Source organism: Jiangella gansuensis DSM 44835 (assembly GCF_000515395.1).
Classification (GTDB): domain Bacteria; phylum Actinomycetota; class Actinomycetes; order Jiangellales; family Jiangellaceae; genus Jiangella; species Jiangella gansuensis.
Genome location: NZ_KI911782.1, coordinates 437,172 through 462,883, shown reverse-complemented (window position 1 = coordinate 462,883; position 25,712 = coordinate 437,172). Strand labels below are relative to the sequence as shown.

The following is a 25,712-nucleotide window of genomic DNA, read 5'->3' as shown; positions in this document are numbered from 1 at the left end:
TCCTGTGGTTCGCATCACCATGAAGGTCTTGATCACAGGAGCCACCGACGGGCTGGGCCGCTGGCTCGCCGGCCGGCTGGCCGCGGATGGCGCCGACGTCATCCTGCACGGCCGCAACCAGGCCCGTCTTGACGACACCGCCGCCGAGCTCCGCCGCACCGGCGGCCGCGGCCCGGCCGGGACGCTACTGGCCGACCTGGCGGACCTGGTCCAGGTGGACCGGCTCGCCGACGAGTTCACCGCCCGGTTCGACACGCTCGACGTGCTGGTGAACAACGCCGCCGTCGGTTTCGGCCCGCCGGGCGGAGGCCGCGAGCTCAGCGCCGACGGCATCGAGTTGCGGTTCGCGGTCAACTACCTGGCGGGCTACCACCTGACCCGGCGGCTGCTGCCGACGCTGCTTTCGTCGGCCCCGGCACGCATCGTCAACGTCGCCTCGATCGGCCAGGCCCCCATCGACTTCGACGACCCGATGCTGGAATCGGCATACGACGGGTTCCGCGCCTACCGGCAGAGCAAGCTCGCGCAGATCATGTTCACCATCGACCTGGCCGCCGAACTCCGCGGCACCGGCGTCACGGTGAATGCGCTGCATCCGGCCAGCCTGATGAACACCACCATGGTGCGCGAGACCCAGCTCAACCCACTGAGCACGCTGGACGACGGCGGCGAGGCCACCGTGCGGCTCGTGACCGACCCCGCGCTGGCCGAGGTCAGCGGAGCCTACTTCGACCAGACCGAGCGGACCGAGCCGAACCCGCAGGCAGCCGCCGCCTCGGCGCGCCGGCGGCTGCGAGAGCTCAGCGACGCCCTGGTCGATCGGGCGCTCGCCGCCCATCGGTGACGGCCCGCCCCACCGATCCCGTTGATCTTGGACTGACGCGTGAAATGCGGCCCGAAATGTCCGATGGATTCCCGAAGAACTCCAAGATCAACGTGGTTTGGGCGAGGGGTCAGCGACCATCCGGGCGGGCCGGGCCGCTGTGGGCGGCGACCTGGTCGGCCATCCACTCCGCGGTGGGGGAGGCGCCGCCGTCGGGGGTGAGCAGACCGGGCTGATCCCCGGCGTACCGATCGGACAGCAGCCCGCGTGTGTCGAGCAGGTCGATCAGCGCCGCCTTCACCGCGGAGCGCGACAGATGCCGCGGCACGGAGAAGGCCAGGACATCCATGGCCTCGTGCGCGGCGTCCGGGTAGCGGGCCACGACGCGGCCGACGTCCGGGTCGTCGTCGTGCAGATGCAGCCAGGTCCGCACCACCGGCGGCACCCCTGTACTGCCCACGTAGATCACGGGCTGGTCCGTGCTGGGCCGCAGCCAGACGTAGACCCAGGAACCGACGCCCACCAGCTCGCCGTCGCGCACCTGCAGCAGGATCGCCTCGTTGTCCATGCCCCAGTTTCCCAGTGCAGCGCTCACCCGAGAACGCGACTGGAGAAGTCGATCACGGCCGAGGGGCCGTCCCGTGCGCGGAACGACCCCTCAGACCATGATCGACAGGCGTACGTGAGCCGGGTCTACTCCTCCTCGTCGGAAACTGCCGGGCCGCGCGGCGGGATGTCGTCGGCGCTGCTCGGGTCCACCGACGCCAGCGTGCCGTCCGCTGCCGCCTGCGCCACCGCCAGCATCGAGACGTAGGCCTGCCGGATCAGGTAGCCGCTGCTCTTCTGCCCGATGCCACCACGCAGCTCCAGCAACAGGCTCGCGCTGCCCTGCAGGCCGAAGGAGTTGCGGGCGATGCCGGCGATGTCGCCGCCCGGGTACTGGCTCACCTCGCCGTGCCCGTAGGCGGAGAGCGCGTCGTACACCGTGACGGCGACCTGCTTGGACGCGTCCACGACCGCGGGAGCGACTCCGGCGTTGGTGGGCCACAGGATCGACGTGGTGATCATGCTGCCGTCGTCGGCGACGTAGGAGCCCTGGTGGTGGTAGTCGACGGTGATGTCGGGCTGCCACTGCCGCACCAGCGTTTGGACGGCTGCCGCCTCGGGGACGGGGTTGTCGGCAGGGTCGATGGCCGGGTCGTGATAGCGGTTGATGTCGTAGCCGACGCCCGGCAGGCAGAACGCGCCGGAGCAGCCGGGGTCGACGTTCTGCCGCTGGAACCGCTCGGTGCCGTCGGGATTCGCCCGGACCACCACGCCGAGGGTGATCTCGCCGAGCATGTCCCGCACCCATGAGGCCTTCGAGGTGCCCAGCTGCTGCAGGACGCGCAGCGCGGCCTCGGTGCCCAGCGGCTCGTTGCCGTGCTGCTGGGTGACGTAGAGGACCTTTGTGGCGCCGGTGCCCACCTGGGCGTACCAGATGTCGCGGCCCTCGTTCGTGGTGCCGATGCTGCTGACGTCCACGTTGCCCTTGCTGCGTCGTTCCAGCTGGTGCAGGGCGTCGGTGAGCTCGGCGTACGTGTGCAGGCGTTCCAGCGACACGTGCTGGGAGTCCTCCACCCAGGGCCCGCCGGGCACGGTGGCGGGTTCGGCGACCGCGGGCGCGGCCGACAGCGTCAGCGCCGTGGCGGCACTGATGGCGAGGGCGGAGATCGATCGACGTGAGCGCAGCATTGGCAGCTCCTCGAGGCTGGCGCCGTCCCGCTGCGGAGGATGTGGCACGGCTGGGTGAAATTCGGGGATACCAGCTCTAACGGTGCGACTCACCCGCTGTCAAGATCTTTCCGGCGTTTCTCCGCCCGCCAACTGCACCAGCTTGCGCACCGTGGCGAGGTTGCGGGACGTGCCGTCGCTGACCGGCTTGCTCAGCGCCGCCGCGAGCTTGCTGCGGCCCATGCCGTCCGGGCAGTGCAGATACAACGTGGAGCCGAGCAGCCGGAACTCGTCGGCACCGGACTCGACGGCGGCTGCCGCGGCGAGTTGATCCTCGGCAGGCGCGGTGCGAAGGAACGCCAGCAACAGCCGGTTCGGTACGGCGTCCGGGAACGGGTTGGCCTCGACGGCCTCGGCGAGTTCGTCGCGGGAGCGCACCAGGACCGTGATGCGCCTGTCCAGCTCGGCCTCCAGACGGTCCTCGATACCGGCCTCCAGCTCGGCCCGGCCGGCCCCACCGGCGCCACTGGTGAACACGACATTGCCGCTGTTGATGTAGGTGACGACGTCGGTGTGGCCGAGCGACTCGACCATGCTGCGCAGCTCGGGCATCCGGACGGTGTTGTGACCGCCGACGTTGATGCCGCGCAGCAGCGCGGCGTAGCGGGTCATGCCCCCGGCGCCTGAGCCGGCGCCAGGCGCTGCAGCAGCAGCGCCTCGGCCAGGCAGTTCTTCGCGAACATCTCCAGGTGCAGGCTCTCGTCCAGGCCGTGTGCGCGGCAGTCCGGGTCGCCGGCACCGGTGACCAGCACGGTGGCGTCCGGGAAGGTCTCCTCGAACTCGGCGATGAATGGGATGGAGCCGCCCATGCCTGCCCGCACCGACGGGACGCCGAACGCCTCGGAGAGCGCCGCCTCCGCGGCCTCGACCACCGGACCGGACGTCGGCAGCGCGCAGCCGCCGCCCACCGTGCCGTCACCGACCTCGACCTGTACCCCGAACTCCGCGTGCTCGCGCAGGTGCGCGGCCAGCGCGTCCAGGGCCGCCTGCGGGTCCTGGGTGGCCGCCAGCCGCAGGCTCACCTTGGCCCGCGCCTCGTGCAGCAGGATGTTGGCGGCGTCGGCCACCGGTGGCGCGTCGATGGCCAGCACCGACACGGCCGGGCGCGCCCACAGCCGGTCGGCCAGCGAACCGGTGCCGGCGAGCTGCACGCCGTCGAGGACGCCGGCCTCGGCCCGGTACCGCGACTCGGGGTAGTCGACATCGGCGGCCTCGGAGGTGACCAGGCCCGCCACCGCCACGTCGCCCTTGTCGTCATGCAGCGTGGCCAACAGCCGGCACAGCGCCGTGAGGGCGTCGACGACCGGCCCGCCGAAGACGCCGGAATGCACCGCGTGGTCGAGCACCCGGACGGTGACGACGCAGTCGGCCAGGCCGCGCAGGCTGGTGGTCAGCGCCGGGACCTCTGGCGTCCAGTTCGCGGAGTCGGCGACGACGATGACGTCGGCCGCCAGCCGCTCCCGGTACGTCTCGAGGAAGGCCGTGAACGTGGGCGAGCCGATCTCCTCCTCGCCCTCGACGAACAGCACGACACCCACCGGCGGCCGCCCGCCGAACGCCCGTAGCGCCGCGATGTGCGCGGCCACGCCGGCTTTGTCGTCCGAGACCCCGCGCCCGTACAAGCGGCCGTCGCGCTCGGTGGCCTCGAACGGGTCGCTGCTCCACTGCTCGCGCGGGCCGGTGGGCTGCACGTCGTGGTGGGCGTAGAGCAGCACCGTGGGAGCGCCCGCCGGCGCCGGCCAGCGGGCGATGACCCCCGGCGCGCCGCCGTCGACACTGACGACGTCGACTTCGGCGGCACCGGCGCCGCGGGCCAGCTCGGCCACCGCGTCGGCGCTGGCGCGCACGTCGTCGGCGCGGGCCGGATCGGCGCTCACGCTGCGGATGCGCACCAACCTCTCGAGGTCGGCGCGGACGGACGGCAGAACGGCCTCGACGGCGGCCCGGAGATCGGTCATGCCCGACACTTTAGGGGTCGCCTCCGACGGCTGAGGGCCACCCTCCCCACCAGGAGAGTGGCCCTCAGCGACGACTCGCGTCTACAGCTGCTCGCGCAACTCAGCGGCAGCCGCCAGCAGCGCGTCACGGGCCTCGTCGTCGGCCACCCGCTCTGCCACTGTGGCGAACCGGGCCAGCGACCGGTCGGCCGGTCCTGCCAGTCCACGACCGGCCAGCCGCTCGGCGGTCGCCAGGTGCGCGTTCAGCTGGGCCGCCTGCGACCGGTTGACGGTGCCCGCGGCGGCGTAATCCTCCACCATCGCGCGGACGTCGTCGAACGTCACCGGGCCGGGCGTCTGGACACCGACCAGGATCGGGTCGTGGTCGCTGGCCCGGAACACGGTGCCGGCCTGGAAGAGCTCACTGGCGAAGTAGTTGAACCGGGAGTACTCGAACAGCACCGACTCCACCGAGTTGATGCTCCACACGTCGACGCCGCTGACCAGACCGGCCTCGGTGACAGACGAGCTGGCGAGCACGTAGTCCAGCGAGCCGACCTTGCCGTCGAAGACGTAGGTGTGCTCGCCGGCGTAGGCCTCGTTCAGGTCGGTGTAGCCGGCGTCGTAGAGCACCTGCATCGGGTTCTCCTGCCCGTAGGAGTTGAAGTCGCCGAGCAGGAACACGTCCTCGACCCCGGTCTGCTCCACCAGGTCGTCGGCGAAGGCCACCAGCGACTCGGCCTGCTCGACACGGTCGGCGTCGAAGCATCCCTCCGGCAGGTCGCCGCAGTCGCCGCCCTTGGACTTGAAGTGGTTGACGACGGCGAGGAACTCGTAGCCGGACTCGACGGAGGCGAAGCGCTGCGCCAGCGGCTCGCGCGCGTTGTCGAACGCCGGGTCGCCGGTGAGGATCACCGACTCGCCGACCGGCTCGACGGCCGCGGTGCGGTAGATGAACGCGTTGCGGATGACGTCCTCGTCCGCCGGCAGCTGGGCGGGCGACTCGACGTACGCCCACGTGCCCGCGCCGGCGTCCTCGTTCAGTGCGTTCACCAGCGTCGCCAGCGCCGCGTCGCGGTCCTTGCCGAACCGCGCCGAGTTCTCGATCTCCTCCAGCGAGACGACGTCGGCGCCCAGCCCGTTGACGGCCGCGACGATCTTGCCCTCCTGACGCTCGAGGTTCTCCGCGTCCCACGCACCGCGGGCGTCACAGCCGCGGGCCACGCTGATCGGGTTGCCGTCGCGGTCGGTGTAGGGCTCGCAACCGGGCAGGTCGGTCCCGAGCGTCGTGAAGTAGTTGAGCACGTTGAAGGTCGCGATCCGCAGGTCGCCGCCGACGTCCTCGGGCTCGGCGTTGGCGGCCCGGGTGTTGCCGGTGTCGAACGTGACGACGTCCGGCGCCGGGCCGTGGACCGGTGCCGTCGGCTGGAAGTTCCACTGGAACCGGTAGTCGAAGATGACGTCCTCGTGGAACGTCACGCCGGCGCCGGTCCGCGGCGGCGTCTGCGCCGTCAGGTACGGCACCTGCGCGCTGGCCGGGGTGCGGTTGGACTGGCCGTCGTCGAGCGTGACCGACCGGGCCGCGTTGTCGGCGACGGCGTCCTGGTACTCGGGCGAGCCCGGCGCGGCGACGTCGGTCTCCTGCACCAGCGGGCCGCCGAAGCCCAGGCCGATCGAGCCGAAGGCGTTGGTGCCCCAGCCGCCCAGCGCGTAGGTGTCGGAGACGACGAAACCCTCGACCGGGCTGACCAGCATGCCCTCGTAGGCCTCGCGGGCGGCGTCGTCGGCGGGCAGCTCGAAGGTGACCGGCTTGACCGCCTCGGCGGGCTCCGTGAGCAGGTCGAGACCGTCGGCGTCCACCACGATCTCGGTCAGGCCGAAGTGCTCGGTGACCTCGCCGGTGACCTGGACGTGGTCGCCGATCTCGACCTCGCCGACCGTGGCCGGCGAGTAGACGAAGACGGCGTCCGACGCGGTACGCGGCTCGTCACCGCCGCTGCCCGGCGTCTGGATGTAGTAGCCGCCGAACCCGCCGGTCGGGTAGGCGGCCGTCACGACACCGGCCGTGGTCACGACCGCACCGTCGAGCGGCGAGTCGGGGCCGGTGCCCTGGATCTCCGGGATGGTGGCGTCCTGCGGCTCGGGATCCGGGTCGGGATCGGGGTCACCACCGCCGTTGAGTGCACCGAACGTGTTCTGCACCGGGCCCGTCCAGGTGCCGTCGACCTTCTGCAACGACTGACCGACCGGTGTGGAGCTGGCCTGGGAGACCCCGATGTCCACACTGGACATGCCATCCGCCGGGCCGCCGACCGCGGTCATGCCGCCCTCGTAGGAGAGGAACTCCGCGACGGTGCCGTCGGGCCCCACCAGCGCGACGCCGTCGGGTGAGCCGTTCTGGATGCCGTTGGCCGGGTAGGTCGCGACGACGACGCCCGCCTCCGGCACCGCGCCGCTGAGGGTCCGGGTGTCGTAGACCGCGCCGCCGTTGCCGTTGTACAGGACGAGCTGCCAGCCGGACAGGTCGGTGCCGGCGGCGGCCTGCACCTCGATGGCCTCACCGGTGTCGGTGCCGACGTTGTCGTAGTGGATCTCGCTGATGAAGGGGTCGTCGTCCGCGGCGAGCGCGGACCCGCTGGCGAGCGCGGCGACGAGGCTGCCGCCGGTGAGTCCGGCCGCGGCGACCGCCGCCAGCCATCGGGTGGAACGCCGTGTCGAGCGCATCGGACGGCCTTTCGCTGAGGGATGGGTGGGTACGAATGTCGCGGGGCGACGAGATCGTGCCGCGGTGGCGTCGGGGACGTGTGGGTGTCGCGGTGGTGCCCCGCGGGTGTCCGCGGGGCACCACCATCGGCGTCTAGCCGGACGAGCCGCCGGCGCCGTTGTCCGGCGCGGACGCCCGGCGCCGGGACAGCGCGTAGAGACCGCCGCCGAGGGCCAGCACGATCACGCCGCCGACAATCCACCAGACCACTCCGGACGAGCCGGTGTCGGGCAGTTCGCCGCCGTCGTCGGTGCCGCTCTCGGTGCCGCCGTCGTCGGTGCCGCCGTCGTCGGTGCCGCCGTCGTCGGTGCCGTCCTCGGAGCCGTCGTCGCCGCCGTCGTCCGTGCCCGGTTCGTCGCCGAGGTCGACGGTGACCGGGAGCGTGACCTCGGTGCCGGTCTCCGGCAGCGAGATCACCAGCGCGGTCTCGGTGGCGTCCGCGGCGGTCACCGCGGCCTCGGCCGGAGTGATGGCGCGGACGGACGCCCGGCCGACCTCGTCGGTGGTGTCGACGATGGCCGGGTCGATCTCGACGGTGCCCAGGTCGGCCCCGCCCAGCGTCACCGTCGCGGACGTGTCGACCGGCTCACCGTTGCTGAACAGCAGCGAGGACAGGTCGACCGCGAGCTCGTCGCCCGGCATGTAGACCGCGGCGGGGTCGCTGACCCAGGTGACGCCGACGGCCCGCTGCGCGTAGTCCGGCGTGACCGGCGAGTTGGCGCCGAAGTAGTCGACCGTGGCCTGCAGGTCGACCTGGCCGGTGTCGGCGGCGTCGACGCCCTCGGCCAGGGTGAAGAAGCTGTCGCCGCCGGAGGCGAGGAACGAGTTGACGGCGACGCGGTACCCGGCGGCCGGGTCCAGCGGCTCGCCATCGAGAGTCACAGAGGTGATGCGCTCACCGGCCGCGGCGGCGGGGTCGTAGGTGTAGCTGAACCCGGCCGAGACGCCCAACTTCAGGAACGGCCGCGAGGCGCCCTCCGGCTGCCACTGCTCCTCGAGCACCTGGACGATCTGCTCGCCGGTCAGCGTGGTGGTCACCAGCGTGTTCGCGAACGGCTGGACCAGCGCCGCCTCCCGATAGGTGACGTTGCCGTCCGGGTCGCCCTGGCCGCTGCTGGCGTAGGACAGGTCGGTGCGCAGGCCGCCCGGGTTCATGAAGGCGATCTGCGCGGTGGGGTCGGTCACCTGCGCGGCGGCCAGCTGGATGTCGGCGACGAGGTTGCCCAGCGGCGACTCGCCGCCGCGGTTCTCACTGCCGTCGGACTGGCTGGCGCGGTTGAAGTCGGCGGTGATCTCGCCGAGCGACTCCGCGCCGAGGTCGTCGGCGACGTCCTCCGCCTGCTTGACGATGTCGGCCACAGTGGGATCGGCTGGGTACAGCGGCTCCCAGTCCTCGCCGACCTCCTCGGTCAGCGGGAGGATCTCGGCCGAGACGCCGAGGATCTCGCCGGTCACGTTGTCGACCTGGAACGACAGCTTGTCCATGGCCTTGCCGTAGTCGGCGGCCTGCAGGACCGGCAGCGGGAGGTCCCGGCCGTCGAGCTCGAGCTGGTGGGCGTAGCGCTGGTGCGTGTGGCCGGAGAGGATGGCGTCGACGTTGGCGTTCACGCCGGTGACGATCTCGCCGAAGTCGCCGCTCGTGGCCGCCTCGACGCTGGCGTTCGCCGCGCCCTCGTGCACCAACAGGACCACGACGTCGGCCTCGCCGTTGCCGTCGTCGCCGTCGGACAGGTCGTCGGCCACGGCGTTCACCGACTCGGCGATGTCGCGGAACTCCAGCCCCTCGATGCCCGACGGGCTGACCAGCGACGGCATGGCTTCGGTGACCGCACCGACGAAGCCGACCGCGACACCGTCGACGTCGATGACCTCGTACGGCTGCAGGACCGGTTCGGTGCCGCCCTCCTCGAAGACGTTGGCGCCCAGGATCGGGAACTCCGACGCCGGGATGACCCGTTCGGTCAGGTCGTCGAAACCCTGGTCGAACTCGTGGTTGCCGACGGCGCTGACGTCGAGCCCAGCGGCGTTCAGGAAGTCGATGGTGGGCTGGTCCTGCTGGATGAAGGACTCGAACGTCGACGCGCCGATGTTGTCGCCGACGGACACGAACAGCGAGTTCGGCTGCGCGTCGCGGAACGCGTTGATCGCACCGGCGACGTGCGCCGCGCCGGCCTCCTCGCCACCGCTGTTGACGATGCGGCCGTGGAAGTCGTTGATGCCGTAGATGTCGATGGTGACGGTGGCGGCGGCCGCGGCAGGTGCGAACGCGACGCCGGCGCCGGCGAGCCCGAGTGCGGCTGTGGCCGCGAGGACTCCGTGGATACGCCCGTTCAGGCGCATAGAACTACCCCCTACAAGACTGATGACCGCAGCAGAACATATCGGCCGATTGTGAACGGCGGGCATACATCACGGCACAGGCTGTCGCGCCGATCACGGGGACGTCAACAGGTGTACGTCGGGCGGGCGCCTCGCGCGGCGCGGCTACCCCTAGGCGCTCTCCCGCTTCACCAGGCAAGCATCCGTGGTGAAGCGAACACAGCCATGCCGGACGTGATCATTTGGGGGTCAGCGCGGGGCGCTGGAGTCGCGCACGATCAGCTCCGGCTCGAAGATCACTTGCCGGTGGGTGTGCTCGGCCTCGGTGGTCTCGGCCAGCAGCAGCTCCGCCGCGGTCCGGCCGAGCAGCTGCCGCGGCTGGCGCACCGACGTCAGCGGCACCGCCGCCGCGGCGGCGAAGTCGATGTCGTCGTAACCGACGATGGCCACGTCGGCCGGCACCCGCAGCCCGGCGTGGGTCAGCGCCTGCAGGACGCCCAGCGCGACGAGGTCGTTGGCGCAGAACACCGCGGACGGCAGGTCACCCGATGCCGCGATCTGGTCGCCGGCCATGCGGCCACCGACCACGTTGAGCGCCGGCGTCGTCACGGCACCCATCTCGATGTCGGCGCCGCTGGCCTCGATGGCGTCGACAGCGCCGTCGTAGCGCTCCTGCACCTGGCGCAGAGTCAGCGGACCGCCGACGAAGAGGATGCGGCGGTGCCCGCTGTCGATCAGGTGCTGGGCCGCCAGCCGGCCACCCAGCAGGTCGTCGACGGCCACGGAGCACTCCACCGTGGGGTCGCCCAGCCGGTCGAACAGCACCACCGGAGTGCCGCGTTCGCGCAGGGTCTTGATGCGCCCGTCGGAGGCGTCGATCGGGTTGATGAGCACCCCCTGGACCCGCATCTCGGCCAGCAGGTCCAGGTGGGACGACTGCTTGCGGGGGTCTTCGTCGGTGTTGCACAGGATGACCGCGAGACCCTCCTGGTTGGCGAGGTCCTCGACGCCGCGGGCCACATCCGTGAAGAACGGGTTGGCGACGTCCAGGACGACCAGCCCGAGTGTGCGGCTGCGGCCGACCCGTAGCTGCCGGGCGGAGTCGTTGCGCACGAACCCCAGTTCCGCGATGGCGGCGTGGACACGCTCACGGGTCTGTTCGGCCACCAGCTCTGGCCGGTTGAGCACGTTGGAGACCGTGCCGACCGACACGCCGGCGCGCAGGGCGACCTCGCGGATGTTCGGAGCTCCTGCCATCGTCGCAGCTTACTGCCTGGACGGTTGCAGGCAGCGGCATCGTCCCTTGACGCGCCGGGCCCGGGCGCGTAGCTTGCGATGAAATATGAAACGATTCATCCCGCAGCACGATGGAACGGTTCAACCTGAGGCGCCCACAAGCGGGGCTGGAGGCAGCGCATGAGGACCAATGACGCGGTGAAGGCGGCAGTCCGAGGTCTGGGGGTGGAGACGGCCTCGTGGGCGTTCGCCAACTCCGGCACCCGGTTCAAGGTGTTCGGTCAGCCGGGGGTGCCGCGCGACCCGTTCGAGAAGATCGCCGACGCCGCCCAGGTGCACCGCTATACCGGCGCGGCGCCACGCGTCTCGCTGCACATCCCCTGGGACCTGGTCGACGACTTCGCGGCGCTGGCCCGTCACGCCACCGAGCTGGGGGTCGAGATCGGCGCCATCAACAGCAACGTGTTCCAGGACGACGACTACAGGCTCGGCTCGCTCGCGAATCCCGATCCGGCCATCCGCAAGAAGGCCGTCGAACACCACCTGCGCTGTATCGACGTGATGCGGGCCACCGGCTCGACCGACCTGAAGATCTGGCTGGCCGACGGTCTGAACTACCCCGGGCAGGACTCGCTGCGCGACCGGCAGGAGCGGCTGGCGGATGCGCTGCAGGAGATCTACGCCGCACTCGACGACGACCACCGGATCCTGCTGGAGTACAAGTTCTTTGAGCCGGCGTTCTACGCCACCGACGTCCCGGACTGGGGCACGTCGCTCAGCCACTGCCTCGCGCTGGGCGAGCGCGCCACCGTCGTGCTCGACACCGGCCACCACGCGCCCGGGACGAACATCGAGTTCATCGTGATGATGCTGCTGCGCGCCGGCCGCCTCGGCGCGTTCGACTTCAACTCCCGCTTCTACGCCGACGACGACCTCATGGTGGGCGCCGCCGACCCGTTCCAGCTGTTCCGCATCCTGCACGAGATCGTGAGCCAGGACGCGCACCGGCCGGAGTCGAGGGTCAACTTCATGCTCGACCAGTGCCACAACATCGAGCCGAAGATCCCGGCGGTCATCCGTTCGGTGCTCAACGTCCAGGAGGCGCTGGCCAAGGCGCTGCTGGTGGACGCCGACGCCCTGGCGAAGGCGCAGGCCGACGGCGACGTGCTCGGCGCGAACGGTGCGTTGATGGACGCCTACAACACCGACGTGCGCCCGCTGCTCGCCGACCTGCGCGAGGAGCAGGGACTCGACCCGGACCCGATCGCCGCGTACCACCGTTCCGGCTACTTCGAGAAGATCAGCTCCGAGCGGGCCGACGGTGCCCAGGCGGGCTGGGGAGCCTGACCGTGCCGCGGTACTGCTTCGTCTCACGCGTCGATCCGGACCGGCTGGACGAGTACCGTCGCCGGCACGCGGCGGTCTGGCCGGAGATGTTGCGGGCGCTGCGCGACACCGGGTGGCGCAACTATTCGTTGTTCCTCGGTGACGACGGCCTGCTGGTCGGGTACGTCGAGACCGACGACCTCGACCGCGCCAAGGCGGCGATGGCCGCCACCGAGGTGAACGACCGCTGGCAGCGGGAGATGGCCGAGCTGTTCGCCGACGGCGGCCGGCCCGACGAGAACTGGCGGCTGGTGGACGAGGTGTTCAACCTCGACGACCAACTGGCCGCGCTGACCCCTGAACCCGGGAAGGACCGATGACCACACACGCCGCCGTGGCCGCCCTGATCGAGCGGAGCAACCGCTTGGGCGCGGACCCGCGCAACACCAACTACGCCGGGGGCAACACGTCGGCGAAGGGCACCGACACCGATCCGGTGACCAGCACCGACGTCGAGCTGATGTGGGTGAAGGGGTCCGGTGGCGACCTCGGCACGCTGCAGGAGAAGGGCCTGGCGGTGCTGCGGCTGGACCGGCTGCGCGCCATGATCGACGTGTACCCGGGCGTGGAACGCGAGGACGAGATGGTCGCCGCGTTCGACTATTGCCTGCACGGCAAGGGCGGCGCGGCTCCTTCCATCGACACCGCCATGCACGGTCTCGTCGACGCCGCGCACGTCGACCACCTGCACCCGGACTCCGGCATCGCGCTGGCCACCGCGGCCGACGGCGAGGCCCTGACGAAGGAGTGCTTCGGCGAGAAGGTGGTGTGGGTGCCGTGGCGGCGGCCCGGCTTCCAGCTGGGTATGGATATAGCCGCCATCAAGGCCGCACACCCGCAGGCCGTCGGCTGCATCCTCGGCGGCCACGGCATCACCGCCTGGGGTGCCACCAGCGAGGAGTGCGAGGCCAACTCGCTGTGGATGATCCGCACCGCTGAGTCCTTCCTGGCCGACCGCGGGAAGGCCGAGCCGTTCGGTGCGCTCGTCGACGGGTTCGGTCCGCTGCCGCAGGCACAGCGGCGGGCCCGGGCGGCGGCGCTGGCCCCGGCGATCCGCGGCCTGGCATCAACCGACAAGCCGCAGGTCGGACACTTCACCGACACCGACGTGGTCCTGGAGTTCCTGTCGCGGGAGAAGCTCGGCCCGCTGGCGGCACTGGGGACGTCGTGCCCAGACCACTTCCTGCGCACCAAGGTGCGGCCGCTGGTGCTGGACCTGCCCGCGACGGCGCCGCTCGACGACGTCGTCGCGCGACTGCGTGAGTTGCACGCGGCCTACCGCGAGGAGTACGCCGCCTACTACCAGCGGCACGCCACCGGTGACAGCCCGCCCATGCGCGGTGCGGACCCGGCCATCGTGCTGGTCCCCGGCGTCGGGATGTTCTCCTTCGGCAAGGACGCCCAGACCGCCCGCGTGGCCGGCGAGTTCTACGTCAACGCCATCAACGTCATACGCGGCGCCGAGGCCGTCTCGTCGTACGCCCCGATCGACGAGAGTGAGAAGTTCCGCATCGAGTACTGGGCGCTGGAAGAGGCGAAGCTGCAGCGGATGCCGAAGCCGAAGCCGCTGGCCACCCGGGTGGCGCTGGTCACCGGTGCGGGCTCGGGCATCGGCAAGGCCATCGCGCAGCGGCTGGCCGCCGAGGGTGCCTGCGTCGTGGTCGCGGACCTCAACGGTGCGGCGGCCGCCGAGGTCGCCGCCGAGATCGGCAGCACCGACGTCGCCGTCCCGGTCACCGTCGACGTCACCTCCGAGGAGCAGATCGCCGCCGCGTTCGCCGAGGCGGTGCTGGCCTTCGGCGGGGTGGATCTGGTGGTGAACAACGCCGGGCTGTCCATCTCAAAGCCGCTGCTCGAGACCAGCGTCGCGGACTGGGACCTGCAGCACGACGTGATGGCCCGCGGCTCCTTCCTGGTGTCCCGCGAGGCCGCCCGGGTCATGATCGAGCAGGGCATCGGTGGCGACATCGTCTACATCTCCAGCAAGAACGGCGTCTTCGCCGGACCCAACAACGTCGCGTACGGCGCCACCAAGGCCGACCAGGCGCACCAGGTCCGGCTGCTCGCGGCCGAGCTGGGCGAGCACGGCATCCGGGTCAACGGCATCAACCCCGACGGCGTCGTCCGCGGCTCCGGCATCTTCGCCGGCGGCTGGGGCGCCAAACGGGCCGCCGTCTACGGCGTCCCGGAGGAGGAACTCGGCGCGTTCTACGCCAAGCGCACCCTGCTCAAGCGCGAGGTGCTGCCCGAGCACATCGCGAACGCCGTGTTCGCCCTCACCGGCGGCGAGCTGTCGCACACCACCGGCCTGCACATCCCCGTCGACGCCGGCGTCGCGGCGGCGTTCCTGCGGTGACGCGATGACATCGGCGACGGTGGCAGCGGTCGACCTCGGCGCCTCCAGCGGCCGGGTGATGCTGGCCCGGGTCGGCCCGGGCCGGCTGGACCTCACCGAGGCGCACCGCTTCCCCAACGTCCCGGTGCGGCTGCCCGACGGCCTGCACTGGGACGTGCTGAGGCTGTACCGGGACGTGCTCGACGGGCTGGCGGCCGCGGTGCGGGCCACGGCCGACGACGGGTCAGCCGGCGGGATCGCCAGCATCGGCATCGACTCCTGGGCGGTGGACTACGGGCTCCTCGACGCCGACCGCCGGCTGCTGGGCAACCCGTACCACTACCGCGACAGCCGTACCGACGGCGTCGCCGAGTCCGTGCACCGGCTGGTCGACGAGCAGAAGCTGTACGCCGTCACCGGGCTGCAGTTCCTCCCGTTCAACACCATCTACCAGCTGGCCGCCGAGGGCGCCGCGCTGTCCCGCGCCGACCACGTCGCCCTGCTGCCGGACCTGCTGACGTACTGGCTGACCGGCACATTGGGCACCGAGGCCACCAACGCCTCCACGACCGGCCTGTTCGACGTGCGCGCCGGCGACTGGGCGGGCGACCTGATCGCCGCGGCCGGACTGCGGCCGTCGCTGTTCCCGCCGCTGCGCCGGGCCGGTGCCGTCGTCGGCCCGCTGCGGCCGGAGGTGCTCGACGACACCGGGCTCCCCCGGTCCGCCGTCGTCACGGCGGTCGGCTCGCACGACACCGCCTCCGCCGTCGTCGGCGTCCCGGCCGCGGACGAGCGGTTCGCCTACGTCTCCTGCGGAACCTGGTCGCTGGTCGGGGTGGAGCTCGACGCGCCGGTGCTCACCGAGGCCAGCCGCACGGCCAACTTCACCAACGAGGGCGGCGTCGACGGCACCATCCGGTACCTGCGCAACGTCATGGGCCTGTGGCTGCTCAGCGAGTCCATCGAGACGTGGCGGCGGTCGGGCTACGTGGAGGACCTGGCGACGCTGCTTGCCGCGGCCGCCGAGGTGCCGCCCGGCGGGCCGGTCTTCGACCCCGACGACCCGGTCTTCCTGCCGCCCGGCGACATGCCCAGCCGCATCGAGGACGCCTGCCGGCGCGCCGGCGTCCCGGTGCCCGCGGACCGGCCGGAGCTGGTCCGCAGCATCCTCGACAGCCTGGCCGCGGCGTACGCGCGGACGGTCCGCGAGGCCACCGCGCTGTCCGGCCGCGAGGTCGACGTCGTCCACCTGGTCGGCGGTGGCGCCCAGAACGAGCTGCTGTGCCAGCTGACCGCCGACGCCTGCGAGCTGCCGGTGGTGGCCGGCCCCGTCGAGGCGACCGCGCTCGGGAACGTCCTCGTGCAGGCTCGCTCGCTGGGCGTCGTCGACGGCGACCGGTGGGCGTTGCGGGCGCTGATCCGGGCCACTCAGGAGACTCGCCGCTACGAGCCGTCCCGGTGATCGACAGCGGGTTGCTACCGCCATGGGGTAGCGCCGCCCTGTCGATCACCGGTGTCCGAGCAGGCGGTTAGGCTCAGCGCGTGATCCAGCCTGCCACCGCCACCGACCTGACCCGCCGGCTCGCCGTGGAGCAGTCCGGCAGCCGGCTGCCGTCTCTCGCCGCCGGCGTCGTCCGCGACGGCGAACTCGTCTGGTCCGGCGCCCGCGGCACCATCGACGGCCGCCGCACCGGACGCGACGCCGACGAGCACACGCAGTACCGCATGGGCTCCATCACGAAGACGTTCATCGCGGTGGCCGTGCTGCGGTTGCGCGACGAAGGGAAGCTGGACCTCGCCGACCCACTCGAGCGGCACCTCCCGGACACCTCGATCGGCGACGTCACCATCGCCCAACTGCTGTCGCACGCCGCTGGTGTACAGGCCGAGACCGACGGCCCGTGGTGGGAGCGCACGCAGGGCGGGCCGTGGCGGTCCTTGGTCGACCAGCTCGGCCGCCGCCACCCGGCCGGCCGGTTGTTCCACTACTCCAACGTCGGCTTCGGGGTCCTCGGCGAACTGGTGAGCCGGCTGCGCGGCACCTCCTGGTCCCGCGTCGTCGCCGAGGAGCTGCTGGAGCCGCTGGGCATGGACCGCACCACGAAGCGGCCGGTCGCCCCGCACGCACACGGCCTCGCGGTCCACCCGTTCGCGGACGTGCTGCTGACCGAGCCCGAGCACGACGGCGGGGCGATGGCGCCGGCCGGCCAACTGTGGACGACGGTGCACGACCTCGCCCGCTGGGCGGCGTTCCTCGGTGGCCGCACCGGCGACCTCCTCGACCCGGAGACCCTGGCCGAGATGTGCCGGCCGCTGGTGGTCGTCGACGTGCCCGGCGCCCCATGGACCGGTGCACACGGTCTCGGCGTCCAGCTGTGGAACACCGACGGGCGACGGTTCGTCGGGCACGGCGGATCCATGCCCGGCTTCCTCGCCGAGGTGCGCGTTGACGTCGAGACCGGCGACGGCGTCGTCGTCCTCACCAACTCGACCTCCGGACTGACCCGGAGCTTCGCAGCGGACCTGCTGGACGCGTTCGTCACCGCCGAGCCCCGGCTGCCGTCGACGTGGCAGGCCGGCGACGTCGCGCCCGAGGTCTTCGAGCTGGTCGGGCACTGGTACTGGGGATCCGCGACGTTCGAACTGCACGCCATGGACGACGGGTGGCTACGCCTGGCGCCGGCCAGCGGCGGGGGCCGCACCTCCCGGTTCCGCCCCGACGGCGACGGCCGCTGGGTCGGCCTGGACGGGTACTACAACGGCGAACCACTGGTCGCGATCCGCCGCCCGGACGGCACCGTGAGCCACCTGGACCTGGCGTCGTTCCGGTTCACCCGCACCCCGTACGATCCCGCCGCCGACGTCCCCGGCGGCATCGACCGCGCCGGCTGGCACTAGCAACCGGCTGGAAATGATCACGTCCGGCATGGGTGTGTTCGCCCCACCACCCATGCATGCCTGGTGAAGCGGGAGAATGCCTCGCCCTGACCGCCTGGCCGTGTGCATCCTCGCCGCCGGAGACCGAACGCGACCGAAGTGTTGCGGCGTGGTCTCCGAACGCGAGAAGGCCCGCGCTACCGGCGCCGAGTGTCGCCACCGAAGCAGTGACATCGGCGCCGGCAGGCGGGAACGACCAGCGCCTGTGGCGTGTCTTGGCTGGCGGACGCGTGATCTCCGAGACCGGGGATGTGACCGCTACTAACGGGTAGGGTCACGGTGGCGCCGACGGCCGGCGCCCCACCGCCGGGCTGGCGGCGGCGGCGATTCGGCTGCCGGGAGTGATGGCGATGACCCTGGTCGCGGACGCGAGTTTGCGACTCGACGCTGGATTCTGGGACTACACGCTGATCGCGATCTACTTCGCGTTCGTCCTGGGAATCGGGCTGATGGCCCGCTACGCGGTGTCGGACAGCCTCGACTTCTTCCTGTCCGGGCGATCACTGCCGGCGTGGGTGACCGGCCTGGCGTTCATCTCCGCGAATCTCGGCGCCATCGAGATCGTGGGCATGTCGGCCAACGGCGCCGAGTACGGCATGCCGACCATGCACTACTTCTGGGTCGGCGCGGTACCGGCGATGCTGTTCCTCGGCATCGTGATGATGCCGTTCTACTACGGCTCCAAGGTCCGCAGCGTGCCGGAGTTCATGCTGCGACGGTTCGGACCGACCGCGCACCTCGTCAACGCCATCAGCTTCGCCGTCGCGCAGGTGCTCATCGCGGGTGTGAATCTGTTCCTGCTGGCAACCCTGGTCAACGCGCTGCTGGGCTGGCCGATCCCGGTTGCCATCGTGGCGGCGGCGCTGATCGTGCTGAGCTACATCACCCTCGGCGGGCTGTCCGCCGCCATCTACAACGAGGTCCTGCAGTTCTTCGTCATCGTCGCGGCGCTGTTCCCCTTGACCATGGTGGCGCTGAACCGGGTCGGCGGCTGGGACGGACTGGTCGACGGAGTGCGCGACTCCACCGGTTCGACCGAGCAGATGGGCGCGTGGCCAGGCAACGAACTGGCCGGCTTCGACTCCAGCGTGCTCTCGGTCATCGGCATCGTGTTCGGACTCGGTTTCGTACTCTCCTTCGGATACTGGACGACGAACTTCGTCGAAGTGCAGCGAGCCATGGCGTCCAAGAGCATGTCGGCGGCCCGCCGGACCCCGATCATCGGTGCCTACCCGAAGATGTTCATCCCGTTCATCGTGGTGATCCCCGGCATGATCGCCGCGATCATCGTGCCTGAGCTCGCGCAGTTCAAGGAGACCCAGTCGGCGGAGACCGGCGTCGACTACAACGACGCGATCCTGCTGCTCATCCGCGACCTGCTACCCAACGGGATGCTGGGCCTGGCCATCGCCGGGCTGCTGGCGTCGTTCATGGCCGGAATGGCGGCCAACATCAGCTCGTTCAACACGGTCTTCAGCTACGACATCTGGCAGCGCTACGTCGTCAAGGACCGCGAGGACCAGTACTACCTACGCGTCGGGCGCACCATCACCGTCGTCGCGACGTTCGCCGCCATCGGGACCGCGTTCATCGCGTCCGGCTACTCGAACCTGATGGACTACCTGCAGCAGCTGTTCTCCTTCTTCAACGCGCCACTGTTCGCCACGTTCATCCTCGGGATGTTCTGGAAGCGGATGACCGCCGCCGCGGGCTGGATCGGACTGGTCGCGGGGACGCTGTCAGCCGTGACGATCTTCGTCCTCTCCGAGACCGGCGTCCTCGACCTGCCCGGCCAGGGCGCGGCGTTCGTGGCGGCGGGGGCGGCGTTCGTGGTGGACATCGTGGTCAGCGTCGTCGTCAGCAAGGCCACTGCGCCCAAGCCGGCCCGTGAGCTGGTCGGCCTGGTGTACGGGCTGACCCCGAAGGAGGACCTGCGTGACCCGCGCGACCGCGATGAGGCCTGGTATCAGCGGCCGGGTCTGATGGCCGGCATCGCGCTGGCGCTGATCATCGTTCTGAACATCGTCTTCTTCTGAGGAGCCGGACATGAGCCCCGAGAGAACCTCCGCCGATTCGGCCCGCCGGGCGCGCCGGGCAGGCCTCTTCGACATCCGGACCGTCATCGCGGGCCTCTTCGGCATCTTCGGCCTCATCCTGCTCGGGATGGGGCTGTTCGCCACCAGCGATGCCGACCTGGACAAGGCCGGCGGCGTCAACGTCAACCTCTGGACCGGAACCGGGCTGCTGGTTGCCGCCGGCGTCTTCGTCACCTGGGCACTGCTGCGCCCGGTCGTGGTGAGCGAACTGCCGAAGGAACAGCATTCCGGCGAGTGACCCGGAAAACTGTCCACGCCACGCCGAGCACCCAGCGCAATCGATCCGGCCGCCATTCGCGTACACCAGGATGTGAGCGTGTCCGACGAAGCCCTGCTTGCCGGAATGGCAGCCGGCGACGCTGATGCGATGGCGGCGTTCGTGCGCCGCCACCAGGGTCGCGTGTTCGGCCTCGCGCTGTCGGTGGTCGGCGTCCCGGCCGTTGCAGAGGAGGTGGCGCAGGAGGCGTTCGTGCGGGCTTGGCGGCATGCCGGCAACTACGACGCCCGCCGTGCGCAGGCATCGACGTGGCTGCTCACCATCACCCGCAACGTCGCCATCGACGTGCTGCGGGTCCGCCGTGAGCTGGCCACCGAGCCGGCCGTGATGGCCGAGATGCTCGTGTCGCCGGCCAACGACGGCGACCGGGTCGCCGACAGCGACCGGATCACCACGGCGCTGCGCGCGATACCGCGCGAGCAGGCGATCGCCGTGTTGCTGTCCGTCCATTTCGGCCTGACCGCACGGGAGATCAGCGAACGACAACGGATACCGCTCGGAACAGCCAAGACCCGCATCCGGACCGGGTTGTCCCGGCTGCGCACGATGCTCGAGGTGAACCATGGTTGAGCCCACGAGGTGCGGCGACATCGCCGATGCCCTGGCCGAGGTCGCGACCGGCGCCGCCAGCGGCCCGGACCGCGCCCGAGTTCTCAGCCACCTGGCCGGGTGTCCCGACTGCCGTCGCGAGCTGGAGGAGCTGACCAAGGTCGCCGACGACGTCCTGCTGGTGGCTCCGCAACACGATCCGCCGGCCGGGTTCGAAGGCGCCGTGCTGGCCCGCATCGCCGCCGATCCGGGTACTGAGCCGGCGGCGGTGACGTCGCTGCGGCCGCCCCGCCGGTGGCCACTACTGGCGGCAGCCGCCGCGGTCGCGGTGGCCGGTGCGGTCGGCGCGGGCATCGCCTGGCAGTCGGGCTCCGACGACCGCGACCTGGCCGCGAGCTACCGAGACACCTTGGAGGTCGCGAACGGCCGCTACTTCCACGCCGCGCCGATCCAGGACCCCGACGGCGCCCAGGTCGGTCACGTCTTCCTGTACCAGGGCGAGCCGTCGTGGGTGTTCACAGTGCTCGACGGCTCCGTCCCGGCCGGCACGTACGACGTCATCGTCGCCACCGGCGAGGAGACGGAGAGCGTCGCCCGGTACGAGGTGTCCGACGACGGCGGCGGCACCGGCGCCACGGTCGAGTACGACATCCGCGACATCGAGCGGATCGAGCTCGTGGCCGCCGACGGGACGGTGTTCGCCGCGGACCTGGCGGACTGACGCCGTCGGCCGCGACGAGTCAGAGCAGCGGCAGGTGGGCGGAGAGGTCGGCCCGGTTACCGCTGGCCAGCACGGCACCGGAGGCCACCTCGTCGCTCCAGGTCGTGCGGCCGGCCGCGAGCCGCAACCAGGACGCCGGACCGAGGTCGACGGTGTTCGGCGGAGTGCCGCGGGTGTGCCGGGGGCCCTCGATGCACTGGACCGCGGCGAACGGCGCCACCCGTACCTCGACGCTGCGACCCGGTGCCCGCTCGGCGAGGACGTCGAGCAGGGCCCGGACGGCCAGCCGGAGGGTGTCGCGAGGCAGCGCGGGCGGGCCGGCGTCAGGCACGGACCGGGCGAGGTCGTCGGCGTGGACCGCCGCCTCGATGACCCGGGTGACCAGGAAGTCGCCGAGCCGGACAGGTACCCGGCGGGTGGTCACGACGACATCGTCCAGGCCGAGGTCCTCGAGGGCCCGGACGGCGGCGCCGTACCGCTCGTCGACGGCGGCGAGGATGCGCTCGGCGTCACGGCCGGCATCGGCGGCGACGGCGCGGGTGCGCTCGGCCTGCTCACCGGCAACGGGTGCGTATGCGGCGAGGTAGTCGCTGACGGTCCGTGCGCGCACCCCACGCGGAGCCGGAGCCACCGCCGTCACCGCGTCGGCGACCAGGGCGAGGTGTGCGGCCAGGTCGGCGACGGCCCAGCCGGGCAGGACGCTGGGCTGCTCCCAGGCACGCGATGGGAGGTCGGTCAGCCAGGTGCGTAGGGCCTCGTGCCCACCCCGATACGCCGCCCGCACCGTGGACGGATCGATGCGCTTCGCCACCTCGGCAGGCTACCCGGCGTCGTGCCACGGGTTGAGCAGCTCGACCCCGGTGGCCGCGAAGTCGCCGACGTTCCTGGTCACCAGGACGAGGTCGTGGCAGAACGCCGTTGCCGCGATGAGTCCGTCGGCCGGCGTCAACTGGCGGCCCACGGACTGCGCGCTTGCCTTGATACGGCCCCACATATCCCCAACGTCCGCAGTCACAGCAAGTAGACGACCCTCGAAGCGAGGTAGAAACAGGCCCGCCAGCCACTCTTCGAGTCTGCTTCGCTTGTGCCCGACAGTCAGCCGCTCAATGCCGTACCGAAGCTCGCCGATCGTGATTGCGCTGACGTGAACGGTGTCCTCATCCACGCTCTGAATCCAGCGCTCGACCCGCGGGTCCGGGGATGCGCTGATGAGCTCGGATGCGACGTTGGTGTCAATCAGATAGTTCACAGATCGATCTCACGCATCTGGTCGTCCCTTGGCGGGATGTCCAGCTCCCCGCCCAGCTGCCGCAGGGGCGAGGTCGCGAAGAAATCCGCGAGCGTTCCTTGGCGGCGCTTGCGATACGCCCATTCCTCGACCGAGACCACCACCGCCACTGGCCGGCCGCGCCGGGTGATGGTCTGCGGACCCTCCCGGTCGACGGTCTCCAGCAATTCACTCAACCGCGCCTTTGCGTCCGCGACGCTCCACTCCTCGGCGTGCGCGAGCTGACTCACCGCAACCACCTCCGCGACCAGGATAGTCTTAATAGTCATAATGGTCATCTTGGTCAGGGAAGGTGTGGCAACGGCCACTGCTGGCCGGTGCCGCTGTCGATCAGTGCCGCCCGCTCCACCCGCGCCCGCAACGGCAGGACGACGTACACTGTCGCGGCCAGCACACCGAGATCGGCCAGCTGGACGCGCGGAGAGATCGTGCAGTGCGGGATCCACGAGCCGGGCTCGTAGTTGCGGTGCAGGTCGGCGCCGCTGGCCCGCAGCACGTCGACGAGCCGCTCCTGGCGGGTGACGAGGTCAGCGGTGACCGCCGAGACCAGCCAGCAGCGGCCGCGCCGGAACGTCCCGATCCCGTCGAAGTGCAGGTCGATCGCTTCCCCCTGCGGCAGGGTGTCGAGGGCGGCGCGGACCTCGTCGCCGTCCCAGCGACGCAGAACTGCGAGCGAGACATGGGGCACGTGCCCGCCATGGGTGTGCGACGCCAACGACGCGATCCCGCGCTCCTCGAGCCGGCTCCAGAGCCGGCGGACGGCGAGGTCGGCCCGCGAATCGAGAAGCAGGCAGACGGCGAGGGCCACGGCCCTACGCTAGAGCCCGCGCATCGAGCCGACGCTCGACGTGCCAGACGATGCCCCCGCCGTCAGCGGGTTCCCCAGTTCCACGACGGTCGGTCGAACCGGCCCTGCCCGGCGACCTGGGTGTCACCCAGGTCCTTGATCAGCTCGATGCGCGCCGCCGCAGCACCCATCTGCTCGATCAGGGGGCGCGAGTGGGTGACGACGACCACCTGCGTGGCCTCGTGCGCCTTGACGATGAGCCCGGCCAGCGCCGGCAACAGGTCCGGGTGCAGGCTCGTCTCGGGCTCGTTGAGCACCATCAGGGCCGGCGGGCGAGGAGTGAGCAGGGCAGCGGCCCACAGCAGGAACCGCAGTGTCCCGTCGGAGAGCTCTGCCCCGGTCAGCGGGCGCAGCAGCCCATGCTGGTGGAACGACACGTCCAGGCGGCCACCGACCTGCTCGATACTGAGACGAGACCCCGGGAACGCCTCGGCGACGGCGGCGTCGAGGGCGTCCGCGGCACCGATCTCGCGGATCGTCTGCAGCGCGGCCGCGAGGTCGGCGCCGTCGTCGGCGAGGACCATGGTGCGGGTGCCCAGCCTGGGCTGACGTGCCGGCGCGTCGGCGTCGGTGCGGAAGTGGTCGTAGAAGCGCCAGCCGCGCACCAGCTCCCGTACGGTCAGCAGCTCGGGAGCCCGGACCGGATCCACGATCTCGCTGAGCATGCTCTCGAACGGGCGAAGCCCCTGCGCCACGTGGTCCCAGTCGCCGCCCGACGCCCGCACCCGCGCCATCTCGTTGCGACGGTCCGCCAGCATGGCGACGGGACGCAGGACCGGACCGCTCCAGATCGCCTCGCGCTTGATCTCCGGGTCGAGATCGAAGAACGACGGCTCCGTCTTGTTGATGGGCCGCGGTAGCCCGAGGTCGATCAGGTAGCCGAAGTCGTCGCCGGCGAAACCCATCCGCACGTTGACCGGCCCCGTCCGCCGGACTCCTTGGACTGCCTGCTCGCCTGCCCGCATCTCGCGGCTCAACCGCTCCGGCCCGGCCCAGGTGACCGATGGCATGCCGCCTTCCCGGGCGAGCGAGGCGATCACGTCACCACGCGCGCAGTCGGCGAGCAGCCGCAGCGCCCGGTACAGACTCGACTTGCCGGTACCGTTGGCGCCAGTGACGACATCGAGCCCGGTCAGCGGGAGCACGACGTCGCGCAGCGATCGGTAGTTCGCTATCGCGACCGTCCGGAGCATGCGCCCATCATCCCCCGGCACGTCGGCCAGGAGCCGGCTGCCGCAGGGCGTCCAGGAGCCGCGACAGGGCCGCAACGGTGTCGTCGAGGTCGCGTGGGTCGTCGGAGCCGGCCAGCCATAGCGCGGCCTCGTTCATCGCGCCGGACAGCAGGTGTGTGAGTGGCCCGACCGGCTGAGGCGCGACGACGCCGTCGTCGATCACCGCTTCGAGGGCCTCCCGTAGGTGCCGCGCGGACGACGCGTCGTCCAGCGCTCGCCACTCGTCCCAGCCGAGCACGGCCGGCGCGTCGACCAGCATGATCTGCCGTACATCGGGGTCGGCGCTGGCGCGCAGGAACGCCTCGCACCCGGCGGTGAGCTGGCGCCAGGAATCGTCGTGGGCCTCGGCTGCGGCGACGACGCGGTCGGCCACCTCGCCCTGGAGCTGTTCGACAACCGCCCGGAACAGCGCGGCCTTGTTCGCGAAGTGGTGGTAGAGCGCGCCTTTGGTGACGCCGGCGGCCGCGACGATCTCGGCCAGGCTGACCGCCGCGTAGCCGTCGCGGGCGAACCGCTCCCGCGCCTCACGGAGGAGCGCACGGGTGGTGTCGAGGCGTTGTTGCTCTTTCGTTCTGGTCACCGCGCCTCCGGAGCCTGTTGACATACCGATGGTACGTATCCTAGCTTGGCTTGCCAGACACATACCTACGGTACGTATCTTCCATCGAGCAAGGGAGTGCCCAATGACACCCACCGGCTTCTACCCTGTCATCTGCAGCTCCGACGTGGCCGCCGCCCGCGCCTTCTACGTCGAACACTTCGACTTCGAGGTCACGTTCGAGGCCGACTGGTACGTCAGCCTGCGCCACCGCGTCGCACCGGGGCTCGAACTGGCCTTCGTCGACCACCGGCACGAGACCATCCCGGCCGCGTACCGCCAGCCGGCCCGCGGGCTGCTGCTCAACGTCGAGGTCCCTGACGTGGACGACGTCTACACCCGGCTGGTGCAGACCGCGGGACTGCCCGTAGCGCTCGACCTGCGCAGCGAAGCGTTCGGCCAGCGGCATTTCATCGTCGAGGCGCCTGACGGCGTCCTGGTCGACGTGATCACCCCGATCGAACCGACCGGCGAGTACGCCGCCCAGTACGTGGCGGAGGCCGGGGACTGAGTCGCCCGCCGACCCCGCGACACCCCAGGCCTTCTCACGCCATCACAGGCAAGCATTCCCGTTGAGGCGGGAGGACCCCAACG

Annotated in this window: 24 protein-coding genes; 11 read left to right on the top strand and 13 right to left on the bottom strand. The window is 71.1% G+C overall.

Annotated elements, in window-relative coordinates; genetic code table 11:
* The first annotated feature begins 19 nt into the window (after positions 1–19).
* Positions 20–844, top strand: a complete 825-nt coding sequence (locus tag JIAGA_RS0102340; RefSeq protein ID WP_035813241.1) for an SDR family NAD(P)-dependent oxidoreductase — start codon at positions 20–22, stop codon at positions 842–844.
* 109 nt (positions 845–953) lie between these two features.
* Here the strand turns inward: JIAGA_RS0102340 and JIAGA_RS0102335 are convergent, their stop codons facing one another.
* The 7 genes from JIAGA_RS0102335 to JIAGA_RS0102305 all read right to left on the bottom strand — a co-directional run bounded on the left by JIAGA_RS0102335 (position 954) and on the right by JIAGA_RS0102305 (position 10,873).
* Positions 954–1,418 (bottom strand): hypothetical protein, encoded by a 465-nt coding sequence (locus tag JIAGA_RS0102335; protein ID WP_157552582.1) that lies wholly within the window; start codon positions 1,416–1,418, stop codon positions 954–956.
* Positions 1,419–1,516: 98 nt separating this feature from the next.
* Entirely contained in the window at positions 1,517–2,557 is a 1,041-nt protein-coding gene (locus JIAGA_RS0102330; protein ID WP_035811986.1) for a M14 family zinc carboxypeptidase, read from the bottom strand.
* A 99-nt stretch (positions 2,558–2,656) separates the two neighbouring features.
* Positions 2,657–3,208 (bottom strand): DUF1697 domain-containing protein, encoded by a 552-nt coding sequence (locus tag JIAGA_RS0102325; RefSeq protein WP_026874422.1) that lies wholly within the window; start codon positions 3,206–3,208, stop codon positions 2,657–2,659.
* Positions 3,205–4,554, bottom strand: coding sequence for a dipeptidase (locus tag JIAGA_RS0102320; RefSeq protein WP_026874421.1), 1,350 nt, complete (start codon positions 4,552–4,554; stop codon positions 3,205–3,207). Before JIAGA_RS0102320 ends, JIAGA_RS0102325 begins: the two co-directional genes overlap by 4 nt.
* An 81-nt stretch (positions 4,555–4,635) precedes the next feature.
* Positions 4,636–7,257, bottom strand: a complete 2,622-nt coding sequence (locus JIAGA_RS27055) for an ExeM/NucH family extracellular endonuclease (protein ID WP_051425582.1) — start codon at positions 7,255–7,257, stop codon at positions 4,636–4,638.
* 133 nt (positions 7,258–7,390) lie between these two features.
* The gene (locus JIAGA_RS27050) at positions 7,391–9,637 is read right to left on the bottom strand and encodes a 5'-nucleotidase C-terminal domain-containing protein (RefSeq protein ID WP_051425581.1); all 2,247 of its coding nucleotides are present in this window, start codon (positions 9,635–9,637) and stop codon (positions 7,391–7,393) included.
* Positions 9,638–9,865: 228 nt separating this feature from the next.
* Complete coding sequence (locus JIAGA_RS0102305) at positions 9,866–10,873, bottom strand: LacI family DNA-binding transcriptional regulator (RefSeq protein ID WP_026874420.1); 1,008 nt, start codon at positions 10,871–10,873, stop codon at positions 9,866–9,868.
* Between the two features lie 159 nt (positions 10,874–11,032).
* On the opposite strand from JIAGA_RS0102305, the gene rhaI reads away from it, so the two are divergent.
* From rhaI to JIAGA_RS32695, 9 genes are all read left to right on the top strand, one after another.
* On the top strand, positions 11,033–12,199 hold the full coding sequence (gene rhaI, locus JIAGA_RS0102300; RefSeq protein WP_026874419.1) for an L-rhamnose isomerase: 1,167 nt from the start codon (positions 11,033–11,035) through the stop codon (positions 12,197–12,199).
* 2 nt (positions 12,200–12,201) lie between these two features.
* Positions 12,202–12,558, top strand: coding sequence for an L-rhamnose mutarotase (locus tag JIAGA_RS0102295; RefSeq protein WP_026874418.1), 357 nt, complete (start codon positions 12,202–12,204; stop codon positions 12,556–12,558).
* A complete protein-coding gene (locus tag JIAGA_RS0102290) occupies positions 12,555–14,594 on the top strand; it encodes a bifunctional rhamnulose-1-phosphate aldolase/short-chain dehydrogenase (protein ID WP_026874417.1) in 2,040 nt (679 codons plus the stop codon). The genes JIAGA_RS0102295 and JIAGA_RS0102290 overlap by 4 nt, the downstream gene beginning before the upstream one ends.
* Positions 14,595–14,598: 4 nt before the next feature.
* Entirely contained in the window at positions 14,599–16,035 is a 1,437-nt protein-coding gene (locus JIAGA_RS0102285) for a rhamnulokinase (protein ID WP_026874416.1), read from the top strand.
* 83 nt (positions 16,036–16,118) lie between these two features.
* Positions 16,119–17,471 carry a serine hydrolase gene (locus tag JIAGA_RS0102280; protein WP_157553570.1) on the top strand — a complete coding sequence of 451 codons (1,353 nt, stop codon included), beginning with the start codon at positions 16,119–16,121 and terminating at the stop codon, positions 17,469–17,471.
* Between the two features lie 389 nt (positions 17,472–17,860).
* Positions 17,861–19,546, top strand: a complete 1,686-nt coding sequence (locus JIAGA_RS0102275; RefSeq protein WP_026874414.1) for a sodium:solute symporter family protein — start codon at positions 17,861–17,863, stop codon at positions 19,544–19,546.
* Between the two features lie 10 nt (positions 19,547–19,556).
* Positions 19,557–19,844, top strand: a complete 288-nt coding sequence (locus JIAGA_RS27045) for a hypothetical protein (RefSeq protein WP_035811984.1) — start codon at positions 19,557–19,559, stop codon at positions 19,842–19,844.
* Between the two features lie 78 nt (positions 19,845–19,922).
* Positions 19,923–20,453, top strand: coding sequence for an RNA polymerase sigma factor (locus JIAGA_RS0102265; RefSeq protein WP_211239474.1), 531 nt, complete (start codon positions 19,923–19,925; stop codon positions 20,451–20,453).
* Complete coding sequence (locus JIAGA_RS32695; RefSeq protein WP_026874411.1) at positions 20,446–21,153, top strand: zf-HC2 domain-containing protein; 708 nt, start codon at positions 20,446–20,448, stop codon at positions 21,151–21,153. Before JIAGA_RS0102265 ends, JIAGA_RS32695 begins: the two co-directional genes overlap by 8 nt.
* A gap of 19 nt (positions 21,154–21,172) precedes the next feature.
* Here JIAGA_RS32695 and JIAGA_RS27035 read toward each other — a convergent pair whose 3' ends face one another.
* The 6 genes from JIAGA_RS27035 to JIAGA_RS0102230 form a co-directional block, all read right to left on the bottom strand.
* The gene (locus JIAGA_RS27035) at positions 21,173–21,964 is read right to left on the bottom strand and encodes a sterol carrier family protein (protein ID WP_051425580.1); all 792 of its coding nucleotides are present in this window, start codon (positions 21,962–21,964) and stop codon (positions 21,173–21,175) included.
* A gap of 9 nt (positions 21,965–21,973) precedes the next feature.
* Positions 21,974–22,402, bottom strand: coding sequence for a type II toxin-antitoxin system VapC family toxin (locus JIAGA_RS0102250; RefSeq protein ID WP_026874410.1), 429 nt, complete (start codon positions 22,400–22,402; stop codon positions 21,974–21,976).
* Positions 22,399–22,671, bottom strand: coding sequence for a type II toxin-antitoxin system Phd/YefM family antitoxin (locus JIAGA_RS0102245; RefSeq protein ID WP_026874409.1), 273 nt, complete (start codon positions 22,669–22,671; stop codon positions 22,399–22,401). Before JIAGA_RS0102245 ends, JIAGA_RS0102250 begins: the two co-directional genes overlap by 4 nt.
* 53 nt (positions 22,672–22,724) lie before the next feature.
* Positions 22,725–23,249: a 2'-5' RNA ligase family protein gene (locus JIAGA_RS0102240; protein ID WP_026874408.1), complete on the bottom strand. Its 525-nt coding sequence runs from the start codon at positions 23,247–23,249 to the stop codon at positions 22,725–22,727.
* Between the two features lie 62 nt (positions 23,250–23,311).
* Positions 23,312–24,481, bottom strand: coding sequence for an AAA family ATPase (locus tag JIAGA_RS0102235; RefSeq protein ID WP_026874407.1), 1,170 nt, complete (start codon positions 24,479–24,481; stop codon positions 23,312–23,314).
* Between the two features lie 7 nt (positions 24,482–24,488).
* Positions 24,489–25,124, bottom strand: a complete 636-nt coding sequence (locus JIAGA_RS0102230; RefSeq protein ID WP_051425579.1) for a TetR/AcrR family transcriptional regulator — start codon at positions 25,122–25,124, stop codon at positions 24,489–24,491.
* A gap of 79 nt (positions 25,125–25,203) precedes the next feature.
* Between JIAGA_RS0102230 and JIAGA_RS0102225 the strand changes: the two genes are divergently transcribed.
* A complete protein-coding gene (locus JIAGA_RS0102225) occupies positions 25,204–25,629 on the top strand; it encodes a VOC family protein (RefSeq protein ID WP_026874405.1) in 426 nt (141 codons plus the stop codon).
* Positions 25,630–25,712: the final 83 nt, after the last annotated feature.

Excerpts from the sequence above, each read along its gene's own strand:
- JIAGA_RS0102340 (WP_035813241.1), top strand. The coding sequence starts at position 20 with ATGAAGGTCTTGATCACAGGAGCCACCGACGGGCTGGGCCGCTGGCTC.
- JIAGA_RS0102330 (WP_035811986.1), bottom strand. The coding sequence starts at position 2,557 with ATGCTGCGCTCACGTCGATCGATCTCCGCCCTCGCCATCAGTGCCGCC.
- JIAGA_RS0102325 (WP_026874422.1), bottom strand. The coding sequence starts at position 3,208 with ATGACCCGCTACGCCGCGCTGCTGCGCGGCATCAACGTCGGCGGTCAC.
- JIAGA_RS0102320 (WP_026874421.1), bottom strand. The coding sequence starts at position 4,554 with ATGACCGATCTCCGGGCCGCCGTCGAGGCCGTTCTGCCGTCCGTCCGC.
- JIAGA_RS27055 (WP_051425582.1), bottom strand. The coding sequence starts at position 7,257 with ATGCGCTCGACACGGCGTTCCACCCGATGGCTGGCGGCGGTCGCCGCG.
- JIAGA_RS27050 (WP_051425581.1), bottom strand. The coding sequence starts at position 9,637 with ATGCGCCTGAACGGGCGTATCCACGGAGTCCTCGCGGCCACAGCCGCA.
- JIAGA_RS0102305 (WP_026874420.1), bottom strand. The coding sequence starts at position 10,873 with ATGGCAGGAGCTCCGAACATCCGCGAGGTCGCCCTGCGCGCCGGCGTG.
- rhaI (WP_026874419.1), top strand. The coding sequence starts at position 11,033 with ATGAGGACCAATGACGCGGTGAAGGCGGCAGTCCGAGGTCTGGGGGTG.
- JIAGA_RS0102290 (WP_026874417.1), top strand. The coding sequence starts at position 12,555 with ATGACCACACACGCCGCCGTGGCCGCCCTGATCGAGCGGAGCAACCGC.
- JIAGA_RS0102285 (WP_026874416.1), top strand. The coding sequence starts at position 14,599 with ATGACATCGGCGACGGTGGCAGCGGTCGACCTCGGCGCCTCCAGCGGC.
- JIAGA_RS0102275 (WP_026874414.1), top strand. The coding sequence starts at position 17,861 with ATGACCCTGGTCGCGGACGCGAGTTTGCGACTCGACGCTGGATTCTGG.
- JIAGA_RS27045 (WP_035811984.1), top strand. The coding sequence starts at position 19,557 with ATGAGCCCCGAGAGAACCTCCGCCGATTCGGCCCGCCGGGCGCGCCGG.
- JIAGA_RS32695 (WP_026874411.1), top strand. The coding sequence starts at position 20,446 with ATGGTTGAGCCCACGAGGTGCGGCGACATCGCCGATGCCCTGGCCGAG.
- JIAGA_RS0102235 (WP_026874407.1), bottom strand. The coding sequence starts at position 24,481 with ATGCTCCGGACGGTCGCGATAGCGAACTACCGATCGCTGCGCGACGTC.
- JIAGA_RS0102230 (WP_051425579.1), bottom strand. The coding sequence starts at position 25,124 with ATGTCAACAGGCTCCGGAGGCGCGGTGACCAGAACGAAAGAGCAACAA.
- JIAGA_RS0102225 (WP_026874405.1), top strand. The coding sequence starts at position 25,204 with ATGACACCCACCGGCTTCTACCCTGTCATCTGCAGCTCCGACGTGGCC.